This window comes from Micromonospora cabrerizensis (assembly GCF_022230955.1).
Lineage (GTDB): Bacteria > Actinomycetota > Actinomycetes > Mycobacteriales > Micromonosporaceae > Micromonospora > Micromonospora cabrerizensis.
In genome coordinates this window covers 1-15,045 of the sequence record NZ_JAKKFI010000070.1, presented here as the reverse complement: position 1 = coordinate 15,045, position 15,045 = coordinate 1, and the positions used below count along the sequence as shown (strand labels likewise).

At 73.0% G+C, this 15,045-nt stretch carries 15 protein-coding genes; 14 read left to right on the top strand and 1 reads right to left on the bottom strand.

The window, feature by feature from the left end; translation table 11 throughout:
- The first annotated feature begins 95 nt into the window (after positions 1–95).
- The 3 genes from LADH09A_RS18250 (at position 96) to LADH09A_RS18240 (ending at position 2,428) form a co-directional block, all read left to right on the top strand.
- Positions 96–1,091: an endonuclease domain-containing protein gene (locus LADH09A_RS18250; protein WP_238646672.1), complete on the top strand. Its 996-nt coding sequence runs from the start codon at positions 96–98 to the stop codon at positions 1,089–1,091.
- Positions 1,088–1,660: a hypothetical protein gene (locus LADH09A_RS18245; protein WP_238646671.1), complete on the top strand. Its 573-nt coding sequence runs from the start codon at positions 1,088–1,090 to the stop codon at positions 1,658–1,660. Before LADH09A_RS18250 ends, LADH09A_RS18245 begins: the two co-directional genes overlap by 4 nt.
- Before the next feature lie 198 nt (positions 1,661–1,858).
- Positions 1,859–2,428, top strand: a complete 570-nt coding sequence (locus tag LADH09A_RS18240) for a carboxymuconolactone decarboxylase family protein (protein ID WP_238646670.1) — start codon at positions 1,859–1,861, stop codon at positions 2,426–2,428.
- A 45-nt stretch (positions 2,429–2,473) separates the two neighbouring features.
- Here the strand turns inward: LADH09A_RS18240 and LADH09A_RS18235 are convergent, their stop codons facing one another.
- The gene (locus LADH09A_RS18235; protein ID WP_238646669.1) at positions 2,474–3,301 is read right to left on the bottom strand and encodes a hypothetical protein; all 828 of its coding nucleotides are present in this window, start codon (positions 3,299–3,301) and stop codon (positions 2,474–2,476) included.
- A 279-nt stretch (positions 3,302–3,580) separates the two neighbouring features.
- Between LADH09A_RS18235 and LADH09A_RS18230 the strand changes: the two genes are divergently transcribed.
- From LADH09A_RS18230 to LADH09A_RS18180, 11 genes are all read left to right on the top strand, one after another.
- Positions 3,581–4,030, top strand: coding sequence for a ribonuclease domain-containing protein (locus LADH09A_RS18230; protein WP_238646668.1), 450 nt, complete (start codon positions 3,581–3,583; stop codon positions 4,028–4,030).
- A gap of 73 nt (positions 4,031–4,103) precedes the next feature.
- Positions 4,104–4,475, top strand: a complete 372-nt coding sequence (locus LADH09A_RS18225; RefSeq protein WP_238646667.1) for a barstar family protein — start codon at positions 4,104–4,106, stop codon at positions 4,473–4,475.
- Positions 4,476–4,704: 229 nt separating this feature from the next.
- On the top strand, positions 4,705–5,646 hold the full coding sequence (locus tag LADH09A_RS18220; RefSeq protein ID WP_238646666.1) for a hypothetical protein: 942 nt from the start codon (positions 4,705–4,707) through the stop codon (positions 5,644–5,646).
- A gap of 103 nt (positions 5,647–5,749) precedes the next feature.
- On the top strand, positions 5,750–6,919 hold the full coding sequence (locus tag LADH09A_RS18215; RefSeq protein ID WP_238646665.1) for a hypothetical protein: 1,170 nt from the start codon (positions 5,750–5,752) through the stop codon (positions 6,917–6,919).
- A 17-nt stretch (positions 6,920–6,936) separates the two neighbouring features.
- Complete coding sequence (locus tag LADH09A_RS18210; RefSeq protein WP_099854053.1) at positions 6,937–7,365, top strand: hypothetical protein; 429 nt, start codon at positions 6,937–6,939, stop codon at positions 7,363–7,365.
- A gap of 44 nt (positions 7,366–7,409) precedes the next feature.
- Positions 7,410–7,664, top strand: a complete 255-nt coding sequence (locus LADH09A_RS18205; protein ID WP_238646664.1) for a hypothetical protein — start codon at positions 7,410–7,412, stop codon at positions 7,662–7,664.
- A gap of 2 nt (positions 7,665–7,666) precedes the next feature.
- Positions 7,667–10,879, top strand: coding sequence for a hypothetical protein (locus LADH09A_RS18200; RefSeq protein ID WP_238646663.1), 3,213 nt, complete (start codon positions 7,667–7,669; stop codon positions 10,877–10,879).
- A complete protein-coding gene (locus LADH09A_RS18195; protein WP_238646662.1) occupies positions 10,876–12,360 on the top strand; it encodes a hypothetical protein in 1,485 nt (494 codons plus the stop codon). The genes LADH09A_RS18200 and LADH09A_RS18195 overlap by 4 nt, the downstream gene beginning before the upstream one ends.
- Before the next feature lie 2 nt (positions 12,361–12,362).
- Positions 12,363–12,860, top strand: a complete 498-nt coding sequence (locus LADH09A_RS18190) for a hypothetical protein (protein WP_238646661.1) — start codon at positions 12,363–12,365, stop codon at positions 12,858–12,860.
- Positions 12,860–13,507, top strand: coding sequence for a hypothetical protein (locus LADH09A_RS18185; protein WP_238646660.1), 648 nt, complete (start codon positions 12,860–12,862; stop codon positions 13,505–13,507). The genes LADH09A_RS18190 and LADH09A_RS18185 overlap by 1 nt, the downstream gene beginning before the upstream one ends.
- 1,385 nt (positions 13,508–14,892) lie before the next feature.
- A partial coding sequence (locus tag LADH09A_RS18180) for a helix-turn-helix transcriptional regulator (protein ID WP_238646689.1) occupies positions 14,893–15,045 on the top strand: 153 nt, incomplete at its 3' end.

Genomic DNA, 15,045 nt, shown 5'->3' with positions numbered 1-15,045 from the left:
GGCGCGGCCGGGCGTCGTCCACAATCTGCCTGCTGTCCACAGAGGGCGGGACAGCGTGGTTGCGAAGGGTTGGGCTGCGGCTGAACGGTCTTGGTGTGAACTCGGTGCTGTGGGAGCTGGTGGAGCTTGGCGGAGGGCTGGTGACGCTCAGGGCCGCCCGACAAGTGGTGCCATCGTGGACGTTGCAGTCGGCTTGCCGCGACAGCGAGTTGGTGCGGGTGCTGCCCGAGGTGTTCGTGGCTGCACATCTCGTCGGTGGCCGGTCCGGCACTCCTGCCATCAGTCGGCTCGACCCGACTCTGGGTCATCGCGCGGCCCTCGCCTGGGCTGGCGGCTTCGGTGCGCTCAGTCACCTCAGCGCGCTCGGCGTTTGGGGGCTGCGTCCGCCGGCTGTGGGCGACCTCGTACACCTGAGCACGCCGGCGTCGGCCAATTTGCGCACCCGACCCGGGGTGGTCGTGCATCGCCGGCGCGGCCTGCTCATGGAGCCGCCGCACGTGGTCGTGCGACAGGGACTGACGGTCACCCGCCTGGAGCAGGCGCTCGTCGACTCCTGGCCGACAATGCCGCCCGTTGAGCGGCGGGCACCGGTGATCCGGGCGGTCAACCAATGGCTGACGACCCCCGAGCGGCTCGGAGTGGCCTTGGAGAGCACGCCGAAGCTGACAGACCGGGCGGCGTTCCGGACACTGCTGACGCGGCTCGCCGACGGCTGCCGAAGCCCGCTGGAAATTTGGGGACACGAACACGTGTTCACCGGTCCGGGGATGCCGGCGTTCCGCCGACAGATGCCGGTCCGAGTTAGGCGGCGCACGGTGTACCTCGATATGTTCGCCGAGCGGGAGCGGGTCAACATCGAACTCGACGGGGCCACCACCCATGGCGACCCACGTCAGCGTGAGATTGACCTGCGCCGCGATGCCCAATTGGCGAGCATCGGGATCCTGGTGGTCCGCTTCGCTCACCGACGGCTGGTGCACGAGGCCGACCGGATACGCCAGGAAACCCTTGCCATCCTCGCGACCCGCCGGACTGATGCGGTCGGCAGAGCTGACGAAGGTTGCCTGGTGCTGAGAGCCTGGGCGGCGTGAGCACGCTTCTGACGCAGCTTCCGACGCTCCTCGGCGTCCTCGTTGGCACCCTGGGCACGATCCTCGCCACCTCGCTGGCCGACCGTGCCCGTTGGCGGCGCAGCCAGAGCGTCCGCTGGGACGAGCGGCGGCTCGACGCGTACGTCGACTACGCGCACGCCCTCAAGGAGAGTCACGCGGTGGCGCTGCGACTGACGGCCGACCACCGGCCGGGTTCGCGAAGCCACCCCATTGAGCGTGAGGAAGGGCTGGCCCGGTTGGCCGAGGCGGACGCTCGGCGCACCATCGTCTGGGAGAACCTGCTGCTGCTCGGCGACGAACCGACGGTCGCCGCCGCCGCCAGCTGGCGGGACGCGATCTGGCAGGTCGAACGGCTGGCCCGGGAACTTGTCGAGGCGCCATCGGACGTGGCGGAGATGCTGACCCGCGTCGACGAGGCCCGTGACGGGTACTACCGCGCGGCTCGGCGGAGTCTCGCGGTGCGCGGGGGTTCGGTGGAGCAGTCCGCGACGCTGCGGCAGGCTCTGGCCGACCGGTCGACGGCGACGCCGGAGGTGCCCGCGGGGTGAGGGTGCCGGTACGACGGCCGACGCCAATGGACGACCAAGAAGGCGGAAATCCTCTCCCGGCTCTGATTGTGCACGTGGGTCCCCGATGGTTCGGCCCTCTGGCCCTAATCGTCGGGCACCCCGTGCATGGCCGGTTTCCCGACAGCGTCAGCAGTCCCAACGGGCGTACGGTCCGGGTCAAGCAGGGGGAGGAGTCGGATGAGTTTCCTACAACAGGCAGAGCAGTCGCCGGACACCGAGCGGATGTTCGACACGGACACCGAGGCGATGGGGTACCTGCCCAACTACACCAGGTTGTTCGCCCACAGCCCGGCGGCGTACCTGGCATGGCAGCAGCTCAACGGCGCGGTGAAGGCCGGGATGGAGCTGCGCCGCTATGAGTTGGCGACCCTCGCCGCGGCCCGGGCCCTGAAATCCTCCTACTGCGGCCTGGCTCACGGGAAGGTCCTACGTGACAAGTTCTTCGACGCGTCGACCGTCGCCGCCATCGCGTCAGACCACGGCGACGCCGGTCTCTCCGCGCAGGAGGTCGCAGTCGTCAACTTCGCCGGAAAGGTCGCGGCCGATGCGAACTCCATCACGGAGGCCGACGTCGCGGGCCTGCGCGGTCACGGTCTCGATGACACGGATATCTTCGGCGTGATCCTCGCCGTTGGCGCCAGATGCTTCTTCAGCACCGTCCTCAGCGCTGGCGGGGCTGAGCCCGATTCGCAGTACAACGAGAGCCTGGACGTGGATCTGCGGCAGGCGCTGAGCTTCGGCGGTTAGACGGAGAACCGGCCGGCCAGGCTCCGTCCCGTTCAGCATGGCCAGCTACTCACCATCACGTGACCCTGAGGGGCGGCTCTGGGGTGGGATCGGGGATGCGGTCGCTTCCTGCGGGTGTTCGGCGTGGCGGCGCAGGAGCTCGGTGATCCAGCGGGCGGCCTCCCGCTGCGTGGTGAGCATGTCGTCGCGGGCGTCGGCGACGTCCTGGTCATCCGCGTGGGTGCTCAGGAGTGTCGCCCACCGGCGGCTCAGTTCCTCGGCGTACCGGGCTTTGCGCACCTGCTCGTCGAACTGGTACTCCAGTTGCAGCAGCCGGTCGACGTGCGGTTGGAGCGCCGGCATGATCCGCTCGTCGAGCCGGACGGCGGCGTCGGGGCGGCAGGTGATGACGATGTCACCTCGCTGGTAGGACCACTCCGGCTCGTCGGTGAGTGCCTGTCGCAACGCCACCTCCAGGTCAGCCGCGCGATGCGGCGGCAGATTCCGGGCGGCGTCGGCGGCGATCCGGGTCAGCCGCTGGATCGCGTTGGGCTGGAAGTACTGCACGTACCAGCTCAGCACCTCGGAGCGCAGGCTCGTCGGCGACGACCAGGCGAAGGTGGCGCGAATGTGGAACGAGTACACGTACCCGCGTGCCGGGACCGCGATCAGCCGGGGAGCGTCGCGCTGTTCCACGAGGGGCCCGGCGGGCGACGGGGCGGCGCCGGAGCCGACGGGCGCCTCGTCCTGGAGGGCGGCGACCAGTCGATCCCAGTGCCGCGCCCACCACCGCCAACCGCGGACGCTCGCGTCGCGGGCGATGGTCAGCCCCCGAACGCCCCGACGCCGAAGCTGGTCCGCGGGCCTCGGCCTCCCATCGGGGGCGTCCGTCATGGCACCCCTCCACGGTCGCGGATCCGCGTTCCACGCTAACAACCGATGACCGATTTGCCCGGAGCCACGCCGTCACCGCCGGGACCGCACCCGCCGGGTTCGTCCGCCGGGGCCACCGGCATCGGGTACGGAGAGAGCAGGGGAAGGGTCGTCCGGGGTTCACCGAGCATTGTGGCGCAGTTGGGGCGAGAGGGCTGTCGTCGTCGGCCGACAACGGTGAGACTGGGCTCGATCCGACACTGATGCGGATCGATGGCTCGGATGGTCTGGAGGCAGCCTGTGTCCACCCTCGTGTCCCCGCTGGCCACGCTCGGCGCGATCCGCCGGCGTACCACCACTCTCGCCCTGCTCCTCACCATGGTCGCCGCCGCGCTGGTCGGCCCGTCCGTGGTGGCCCCCCGGTTGAGCGACTCTGCCTCGGCGGCGGTCTACAGCTCCTGCACCGTCAGCCGCTGCGCGGACGCGCGTACCGCCCGATCGGGCTGGTCCGCCAAGGGTTTCCCGACCAGCCGAGCCTGGTACTCGTGGAGCGGCGGCCTGTCCAACTTCGCCGGTGGTCGTTTCTACAACTACGAGGGTCAACTGCCGACCAACGCCACCTACCACGAGTACGACGTGTACCCCCGCACCCAGGGCGCCGCCCGGGACGCGTACCGGATCGTGGTGAATCGCGGCACGGGGGTCACCTGGTTCTCACCCAACCACTACACCGACTTCTACCGGCTCTGACCGACCCGGGGCCGGCCGGCTGCGGCCGGTCGGCCCTCGGCGTCGTCGCCCGGGTCAGACCAGGAGACACGTGATGGACGACACGGACGACGGTCGGCTGCCCGACTGGCTGACCGTCTACCGCGATGCCCCCCGGGAGGTGCCCGGCGCGGCGGTGCTGTCCGGTGCGGCAGCCCGAACCCGGCCCGCGCTCTTCGCCGCGTTTGCCGGTGCGCTGGCCCTGCCGGCCCACCTGGGCAGCACCTGGGACGCCCTCTCCGACGTGCTCCGTGACCGGCTGGACGCCGGCCCGCTCACCCTGCTGGTCAACGATGCCGGTCAGCTGCTGGCCGACGAGCCGGCCGGTCAGTACGCCCTGCTGCTCGCCGTGCTCGGCAACCTCGCCACCAGCGCCGCGCACCCTCTCCGCGTCGTCCTGGACGACGCGCCGCCCCCGAACCGTTAGTCGGCCCTCGCCGAAGGTGTCTCACGGCCCACCTCCAACCGCGCCGCGGGCTGCCGCCGTCGAGGACGCTTCAAGGCTGCGGAGAGCGGTGTGGGTGCTCAGTTCCCGACAGTGTCGGCGGTGGCGGGGAACGGTGACGGTGGCGGTGACGGTCCGGTGACGGGCCCTTCGCGATCCTCGTGCGAGCCGGGGCAGGGTGCACCGGCACGGGCAGCGGGGAGGCCGTGCGGTGGACTTCGTCGACGGGGTGCTGGTGCGGCTGGCCGATCCGGGCACCCGCGCCGCGCTCTTCGATGACGCGTCGCTGGCGCACCTGGTCGAGGCCGCGTACGACACCGAGGCGATGCCGGTCGCGCCGCCGTACGCGGCGGTCTTCGACGAGCTGACCCTCGGCTTCGCCGCCGCTCCCGTCACGGTGGCCGAGGGGGAGTGGCTGGGCTCGGGCGGCACCACGCGCACCGAGCTGCGCGTACGCCTGCACGGGCTCGGTGGTGCGGCGCTGCGTATCGACGCGTTGTGGCGGGGCAGCCTGGTGGTGCGCACCAGCGCCGCCCGCGACCGGGTCGAGGACCTCGACGTGGCGGTGCCCGCCTTCGACGTGGACCCGCAGATCGTCGCCGACCTGGGCGCGTTGCCGGCCGACCCGGCGCAACTGGAGACCGAGCGCCGGAGCCGGCTGGTGGCCCGACTGCGGGCGGGACTGCACCAGCCGGCCGCGTTCACCGACGCGCACCTGGACCGGTTGCTGGCGGGTGTCGGCGCCGCGAACGCCGGCGACCTGGTGACGCGGATGCGCGGGCAGGCCGCGGGGGCCACCGTGAAGCTGCGCTACGCGGCGCCGTCAGCCGCCCCGCCCACCCCGCGTCCGCTGCCGTTCGCCGCCGCCGTGCTGATCCGCGATCAGGGCTTCTCCCTGGCCGACCTGCTCGTCGAGACCCGCCTGGTGCGGGCCCGAGCCGAGGAGCTGGGCCTGGACGTGCCCGCGCCCGACGACGTCCGGCGACGACACCGGGTGGTCGCCGTCTGGGTGGTCCCCGTCGAGACGTTCGACGACGACGGCTGGCCTGGCGGCGACACCGGCACCGACGCTCAGAAGCGGGCCGCCCGGTTCGCCCGGGCCGGCCAGTGGCTCGCCCGCAGCGGCATCGGGCTCGCCGCCGTGCCGACCTGACACTCCCGGCCGCCGCCAGCCCAGCGGCCGGCAACCGCACCAACCACCTCAACGGCTGGCCAGCCGCACACGACCGCAGCAGCAACTTCGTCCGGGAGGACCCGTGGCACCGACAGCAGCATTCCCGTTCATCGAGGTCCGGATCGTGCCACCACCGGCGCCGCTGGCCCAGCGCTCACCGGGCGTCATCGCCGTGGTGGGCAAGGCGCCGGCCACGGCCGACGGCGGTTCGGCGCCCGCGAACACTCCGGTCCGGATCGAGACCCTCGACGACGCGGTCACCAACTTCGCCCGCCGGCAGGCCGGCAACGTGGTGCGCAACGCCCTCTACAACTCCCTGGAACTGGCGTTCCTGCAGGACCCGCGCCCGGCCAAGGTGTACGGGGTCAAGGTCGCCGGCGACGACTACGCCGCCGCGCTCGGCGGTCTGGAGGCCGCCGACGACGTGACCATGGTGTCGCTGGCCAACGAGTCGGGCGTCGGCAACCCCGCCGGTGCGGGTGCCCCCACCGGGTTGCACGCGCTCAAGGCGCACGTGGAGACGATGTCCGCGGCCGGCCAGCGTCGGCTCGGGTTCGCCATGGTGAACCCGGCCACCGAGAAGGGCTCCACCTACGTCGCGGACATCACCACCGCCGCGAACCCGCTCAAGAGCAGCACCAGCCGGATGGTGATGATCGCCGCCCGGGGCGCGGACGGTGACGCGGCCACCGCCGCGATGGCCGCCGTGGCCGGGCTGCCGGTGCACCACAGCATCGTGCTGAAGAAGATCCGCGGGGTCGCCGTCCCGGTGGCCAAGCAGTACAGCCCGGCCGAGATCAAGGGCCTGTCCGAGGCCAACCTCACGCCGATCATCGACCCGACGCTGATCACCGGGGAGAGCCTGCACTTCGCCGACGGGCGGCTGTTCACCTCCGACGCGAGCCTGCTGCACGTCGACCTGGTGCGCACCCTCGACCAGATCGAGTTCATGCTGCGCGCCGGCCTGATCGGTCTGGTCGGCGACGCACGGATCACCAAGCCGGGCATGACGCTGCTGAAGACCCAGGTCGACGGCATCCTCGGCCCACTCAAGCGGCAGGCGGTGATCGACGACTACCGCATCGAGATCCCGGTGCTGGACATCCTCGCCATCCCCGAGGTCGCGCGTACCGCCACCGACACCTCGATCGTCACCGCCGCCCGGGCCGACCGCACCGTCGACCTGGTCGTCACCGTCACGTACGGCCCGGCCGTGAGCCGCCTGCTGGTCACGCTCGTGGCCAAGTTCTGACCCGGAGGAACCAGACCATGGAGTGGAAGACCCGCCTCGCGGTGCAGTACACCAAGGGCACCGAGACGGTGCTGATCAGCCCCATCGACTCGTTCAGCCCGTCCTTCTCGCTCAACGTCGAGGCCCTGCACTCGTGCGAGGTCACCCACCTGGGTGTCATCCACGCGCCGGTGTCGATGAACTTCACGATGACCGTCAAGGCGATCGGGGACGTCGCCGGCCGGCTCACCAAGCTGGCCCTCGACGGCGACCTGTTCGACATCGCGCTGCTGGAGCACACCGGTGACGACTGGGCGTTCTCGTCCTTCGTCCTGCGCGACTGCATGATCACCAGCGCCACGCCGACCACCGCCACCATCTCCGGCGCCCCGGCCGCGACCTTCAGCGGCTTCAGCCTGGCCGCCACCGTCGACCCGAAGACCGGCGACCAGTCCGTGCTGCCCTGACCGGGCAGGACGACAGCCCGCCGACGATCAACCGGAGGTAGCAGATGACGACCGGTGCTGGCCGTGCCGCCCGGGTCACCCGTACCGGGCTGGCCCTGGTGCACGCGGGTGAGTTGGTGCTGCCGGCCGCCGGCAGCGAGGCGGAGGCCGCGCAGGTGGCCGAGGACGACCGCGCGGTCATCGCGTACCACTTCCCGGTGGAGATCGAGGTGGTCGTGGCCGGCGGCGCGGTCGACGCCGACGCGCTCGCCGACCTCGCGCTGGCCCGCCTCGCCGAGCACCTGGACGGGCAGGTCTGACGGTGGCCATCTCGGTGCACGTGCCGGTGCGGATCCGGCTGGACGCCCGGTCGGTGACCGAGCGGCCGGAGGCGGTGACGGCCGCGCTCGGCGCGGCCCTGGCCCGCGCGCTGGAACGCTCCCGCCGCGAGGTGGTCGCGCCCCGCGGCGGCTACCTGGAGGTACGCCCCAACCCGCCGGTGTTCCGCTGGACGGGCGCGGGCGGCGAGCGGGTGTCCCCGGACGACCGGCGGGCCTTCGAGGCCCGGCTGCGCCGGCGCATCGACGAGGTGATCACTGCGGCGCGGCTGGACCCGGGGCTACCGGCCGGGGTGGCCGCGCCGCTGAGCCGGCCGGCGGCCGAGGTGTGGGACCCGCAGCGGATGCGGCACCTGCTGGCCGTCTACCGGGTGCCGTCCTATGACGAGGGTGGTGACGCCGCCGAGGTGCCCGTGGACGGCGACGTGCCGCCCTCGGTGACCTACCAGTGGCTGCTGCGCCCGGCCACCCACCTGGCCAGTCACCTCGCCGAGCTGGGCCGTGAGGCGGTACGTCAGCACGGCGGTCTGCCGCCGGGCACCCCGCAGGGTCTGATCGCCCGGGTGATCGGCTCGGACGGGCGCCCGGTCTGGGCGGTCATGGTGAACACCACCCCGTGGTCGGTCCTCACGTTCGAGCGGTTCGGCGAGACGGTGTTGCGGGCCTCCCCGCAGCCGCACTTCGAGGTGGAGGAGCGGGTGCCCAGCCCGCAGCCCGGCACTGTGGCGCGGCGGCTGGTCGCCGACCGGAGCGCCCTGGTGGCGATGGTGGACGAGGAGCTCAGCGCCGACATCCGGCAACGGTTGCGGACCGCCCAGCCGCGCGGCGAGACCACCAGTGTGGACGAGTACCAGGCGCAGATCGAGCGGGCCGTCGACGCCGAGGTGACCCGTCGGGTCGACGCGATCCTCGCCTCGGTGGGCGGTGCGGTGCCGACCTGCCTCGTCGTGATCAGCATCGGTGGGGTCTCCCTGCTGCTGGTGGGCACCGAGGAGACCGACAAGAACCTGCACTGGACCGGTACGGCCAACCTCCTGCCGATCAGCGTCGAGCAGCACCCGGCGGCCCCACCGGACCCGAACGCGCCCCCCGGCGGCGGCATCGGCGACGGCACCGGCCCGGGAACGGGCACCGGTGGCGGCTCCGGTGTGGGCGGTGGCACCGGCCCGGGAACCGGCGGCGGACCCGGCGGCCCCACCGGCACCGGCACCGGGCCGGGCGGCGGTGGCACCGGTGGGGACGGCGGCGGCGCCCGACGGGGCGGGTTCGTCTTCGACCCGAGCAGCCCCAGCGCCCCGCCCGGCGTCGAGGGTCGACGGTTTCCGGCCGTCGCCGGTGAACACTCCGAGATGCGGGCCTGCGCCCCGTTCAACGGTGAACCGGAGCTGGCCGCACTCGGCCCGGACGGCGACGAGCTGCGCCGGTTGATGGACGACATCGCGTTCCGGCTCCAGATGGGCGACGCCTGCCGCTACCCGGCGAACTTCTGCCTCCAGGCCGCCGCCATGCTGCGCGGCCGGGCGGCGGCGATCAGCCTGCTGGTCGGCGCCTCGGAGCGCGAGGCGTTCACCCGGCCCGTGCCGGAGGGCTCCGGAGGGCTCGGCCCGCTGGACTTCCGGCCGGTCGCCTCGCCCGCCGTGCAGTTCCTGCGCCACCTGGCCGGGGTCGTGCCCCGCCTGGATCACCTCGCCCAGCTGGTGATGGGCCGCTACAGCCAGCCCGAGCACTTCGCCCGCATCCAGGGCGGCTGGATCGACACGTCCGCGTCCTGGAACCTGCACTTCGTCCAGGCGCTCAGTGGTGCGATCAAGGGAGCGGTCGGGCAGCTCTTCGTCGTCGGCAGCCAGGCGATGCTCGTGCAACTGCTGCTCAGTTCGCGCACCGGCATCGACGCCCGGATCGCCCACTTCGACCAGTACGCGCCGATCTTCGAGCGGTTGATCGTCTCCCAGCTCAGCGACTACGCCGAGCTGCAGGGGCTGCGCGAGCGGCTGCGCCGCCACGAGGCCGTTCGGTGGACGGCCGAACACACCGACGTCGGCGGCGGCACCCTCGCCACGGTGAGCATGGCCAACCCGTCGACCGCCTGGTACGGGGCCGCCCGCGCCATCTCCACCGCGTTCCTCGCCACCGAGGCCGCCCTGAGCAGCCCCGGCGCGGCCGGCGAGATCGTCGAACGGGACGGCACCACCCGGATCCGCGACTCGCACGCGGTGCTCTGGACCCTCGCGGAGATCGAGCAGGCGCTGGTCATCCAACGCGGCGAGGCCGAGGGCATCGACCCGCTGGTCAAGCAGATCACCGACCTGCCCGACGTGCTGGCCCGCTTCGCCGGCAACCGGTCGGCGATCCGCGACGAGCTGTGGCGGGTGTTGCAGGACATGCGGCGCAACAACACCGAGATGCTCGGCCGCTCCCGCACCGACGCCCGGTTCGCGTTCCGCTCCAGCCGGATCAGCGAGCACATCCCGTCGGCGACCATCCCCCGTGGACGCTTCGCTCTGCAGGGCATCCACCTGGTCACCCACCAGCAGATCGGCGAGTTCTTCGGCGGCAACCTCTACTACGCCACCGGCGTCGACGACCTGTTCGCCACCGAGCTGGGCCGGGAGGCGCTGAGCGCGTTCGGCATCATGGTGGGGATCATCGCGCTGTCGCTGCTCTGCCCGCCGCTGGGCTTCGTGGTCGGGGTGGCCGTCGCCGCCGTCGACGTGGCACACGCACACCAGCGCGAGCGCCTCTACTCCGCGATGCTCGACCCGGAGCTGGTGCTCACCCGCACCGAGGTCGAGGTCGAGCTGTTCGCCGCGTACCTCGGGCTGGCGTTGTCGCTCATCCCGGAGGCCGGCACCATCGGCGGCGCGGCCGTGCGCGGAGGCCGGGTCGCCCTGCGCTTCGGCGTCCGCGCCGGGCTGCGCGCCGCCCGAGGGTACGTGGTGCGGCGGGTCACCCGGCAGATCATCGAGGCCGCGTCCCGTGACCTGCTCCAGGGTTTCCTCACCGAGATCCTGCTCAACGAGGTGCTGGAACGGGTCGTGCAGAAGCTGATGGAGCCGGTGCTCGCGTACGTGGAGCGCGAGGCGATGCTCAGCGGCGCGGTCGGTGGCCCCGAGGGCGCCCGGTTCATCCTCATGGTGCTGGACTCCCAGCCCGGTGGCGCTGCCGCCGGTCCGCGCGTGCCGGTGGTCCGGCCGTGACCGGGCCACGCCGGTTCCGTGCCGGCCGGTTCCTGGACGCCGCCGCCGTGCACGCCGCCGCCGACGCGAACCCGCGGCTGCGCCGCTTCATCCGGACCGTCGCCGCGCACAGCGAGGCCGGCGAGGTGCGCTCCCGACGGCTGCTGGAGCACCTCGTCCGGAGCATGATCGACGACGTCGCCGACCTGCACCTGAACAACGCGGTCGACCGGCTGGAGCGCATCGCCGTGCTGCGGGACAACATCGCCACCATCCTCGACCACGTGCTGGAGGGCGGCACCCTGCCCGAGGGGGAGCGGGTCGCCACCCTCGCCGGGTACTTCGACCAGCTCAACACGGAGATGCGGGAGCTGAGCCGACCCCGCGACGGCATCGTCGGGGACGCGCCGCTGCGGTTGGCCGACGACTCCGCCGTGTACGCCGACTCGCTGCTGCGCGAGTTCGACTCAGCCGGCGGAGGCGGCGCGGCCGGGCGGCACACCGAGCCCACCGAGATCGTCGCCGCCGCGTTCCGGGCCCTGCCGGAGGACCAGAAGACCGCGCTGCGCCGGGCCGCCGCGCTGGAACCGACGGCGCTCTGGCACGCGGTGGGCGCCGAGTCCGGGGCCAGCAAGCTGGCGGCCATCGCGGACCTGGAGACCCGCCTCGGCGGCCGGCTCACGCCCGACGAACTGGCCCGGCTGCGCACCGCCGTCGACGACCTCGGCAAGGCCCGCTCGCGCGGCCTGCAGGTCAGCGAGGCACGACTGGCCGAAGCCCTGGGCCGCATCGCCGACCCGCACCTGCGGGCCGTGGTCGAGGGCGGCGACGTCTGGCTCACCCAGCAGCTCGCCCTGCACAACCCGGAGGCCCTGACGACCCTGTGGCGGCGCTTCCGCGACCGGGGCGGCCGCGCCGACGACGGCCCCGGCTTCCGGGCGTACCTGCGCCACGACATGGTCACCTACGGCCGGGGCGTGCTCGGCGAGTACGGCGCCGCGTTCTCGCTGAGCAGCATCGAGCTGTTCCTCAAGGGCCCCGACGCCAACGTCAAGGTCGCCGGCACCGACCTGGTCGGCATCGGCCACGACGGCTGGGTGTGGCTCATCGACGACAAGTCGCACCGGGCCTCCAGCGTCAGCGGGGTCAGCGCGCTCACCGACAACCTCGTCACCAACCTGCGCCGCGACGCCGCCGACTTCCGCGACGCCATCGCCCGGCTGCAACGCGACGACCCCGGTTTCACCCCGGACCCGCGGATCGTCGACGCGATCTCCCGGATGGAGGACGCCGCCGCCGAGATCGACCGGATCAACCGGCGGGGCTCGGCGTCCACCCGGCCCGCGCGGATCAGCCGCGCACTGGAGGACCGCCGGCTGCGGCTGCGGGTCACCAGCGCCGCCGGCGAGGTCCGCGAGATCACCCAGGCCCTGCGCGACCTGGGCCTGGCCGTCGAACCCACCGGTCCGCCGGTGCCGCTGCCACCCACCGGAGGGCGCTGAGCATGGCCAGCACCAGTTTCATGCGGTACGGCACGGTGCCGTCCGCGATCATCAGCGACGGGATCCTGCCCATTCCGATCTGGGCCGTCACCGCCATCTCCCTGGCCCAGACCTACCACCTGCCGCCGATCGGGTCCACCGCGCACAAGGCCATCGTGGCCACCCACGACGACACCATCACGCTGACCGGGGTGCTGGTCGGGCCGGAGCGCTACGCCTGGAAGTTCGCCCTGGAGACCATGGCCGAGGCGAGCAAACGCGGCACCGCCCTCGCGGCGTACTCCGGGGGGAAGTTCGGTGGGCTGATCCTGGTCACCTCGATGACCATCCGCACCGACATGCAGGTGCAGACGCTGACCTTCAACGCGTCCGCCGCCCGCCGCGACGTCCTGGACACCACCATCACCCTCGTCCACGTGCCCCGTCCCAGCCTGCTCGGCAAGCTGCTCGACGTGGCCAGCATCGGAGTCGGCGCGCTCGCCGACGGGTTGGGAAACTGATGCCACCGTTCCCGATCGACCGCTACCTGCTGCCGGACACACCCGTCGAGGTGCCCGACGGGTTCACCGAGGTACGGCAGGGCCTCACCGCCGGCCTCCCGCACCGCGTCGAGCTGGGCGCCGGTGTCCACGCGGTGCTGATCCTGCCCACCGGCCTGGCCCGGCAGTGGCTGAACACCGACCCCCTCGCGGTGGTCAGCAGCTCCGCCGACGACCTGGCACCCCGACCCGCGCCCCCGGCCGTGCCCCCGCCACCGGCACTGGTCGGCCGGGTGCCGCTGCGACTGGTGGTCCGCCAGGGCACCCGGATCCTCGGCTCGGTGCCGCTGGCCGCCGGTCTGCGCCGGATCTGCCCCGACGCCGGCCCGTCGGTCGCCACCGGGTCCACCCCGATCGCCGTCGAGGTGGTGGTGCTCGGCTGGCTGCTGCACGCCGGGACGGTACGCGGCTCCGGCGACTACGGCTCGTCCATCGCTCTGGCCTGGCGGCGCGCCGACCGCGCGGCGGACCAGTTCGGGCCGCCGCCGATCAACGAGTTCGTCTGGCGTCGCCGCCCACCCGCCCAGCGCGTCGAATCCGAGCTGGGCCCCGGCCGGCTGCGCTACCGCTACCTGCTCGACAAGAAGCTGCGGAGGGTGCTGCGATGACGCTCACGCCGTTCCAGACCGGTCAGGTCCGCCAGGGCGCGGTCGGCAACGACGCCGGGTGGACGCTGACCTTCCACCGGGAGACCCCGACCGGGCTGAGCCAGGACGCGGCGCTCACGCTGTCCAGCGCCGACTACTACGCGGCCATCGACGCGGCGCTGCCCGACGGGTTGGGGCCCGGCGCGTACACGATCACCGTGCAGGGGCTGATCGACGAGCACTTCGCCGCGCTGCGCACCGCCGAGGGGCAACCGCCGCTGGTGGCGAAGCTGCACCTGTACTGGCGTGACGCCAACACCTCCGTCGGCGCGTTCTTCACCAACCTGGTGGGCGTCAACGCCGGCCCGACGCCGGCCGAGCTGACCCAGGCGCTGGTCGCCGTGCTGCGGGTGACGAAGGTACGCCGGCTCACCGGCGAGCGGACCTACGACACCGAGCTGACCCTCGTCGAGCGGGCGTACGCCCGGCTCGGTCAACGGGTCGCCGAGCGGTTCGAGGCGGCGACCTTCAGCGCCGCGATCCGGGCCGTCGCCGACCGCACCAGAGTGGACATCGCCACCTGGGGCGCCAACCCGGACGGCACGATGACCCGGGGCGCCACCGAGGCGGCCGGCGACGAGCGGGTCACCTTCGGTGCCGGCCTGCTGCACCGCGCCGCGCTGGAACGGATCGGCGGCGCGTTGCAGCAGTCGCTCAACGCGTACGGGCGCGGAATGCTGCTGATCCGGGACGGCACCGTGCACGTCGGCAAGCGGCCGATCCCCTACCCGGAGGGGGAGCCCAAGCCCCTCACACTCGCCACCGGCCTGCTCGCCTGCACCGAGAACGGCAGCCAGGACACCGACCCGTACGCGGCCACCGAGGCCGGCGGCACGGCCGCGCCGCGGCGTCGGGCGTGGACGCTGACCCTCAAGGGCCGCCCCGACCTGAAGCCCGGTGACCTGGTGCGCTTCGACCCGCCAGCGGTGGACGAGGCCACCACGCTGGGCAGTGTCGGCGCGGCGCTGCTCGGCTCGTTCGCGGCCCCGTTCGCCCCGTCGACCGGGGAGCTGGGCGCGGGGGCGAAACTGCTGTACCTCAGCGCCGCCCGGCACACCCTGTCGCGTACCGCCGGTTTCGTCACTGTGGTGCAGGGCGTCGAGGTCACCTCGGGCGCCCAGGCCTGGGACAGCTGGAGTGACGCCTCCGGCGTGGGCGCCGCCGAGCCGGCGGGCCCGGCGTCGTCGCCCGGCGTGGCCGCCGCGGAGGCGGTGCGGCGGGCGGCGGGTGGGGGGGCCGACGCCGGGGGGGCGGGGGGGGGCGCCGCGTACGGCAGGGGGCGGGTGGGCGGCGGGGGGCGGTGGGGCGGGGGCGGCCAGGATGGGCGGGGGCGGGCCTCCCGACTGATGTCGCTGCTCCTGTTGTTGCAGGCGCGGGGGTCGGTGACGGCGGGTGGGCTGGCGCGGGAGCTGGGGGTTTCCGAGCGGACCGTCTACCGGGACGTGTTGGCGCTCTCCGCCGCCGGGGTGCCGGTCTACGCAGACCGGGGCCGGGCCGGC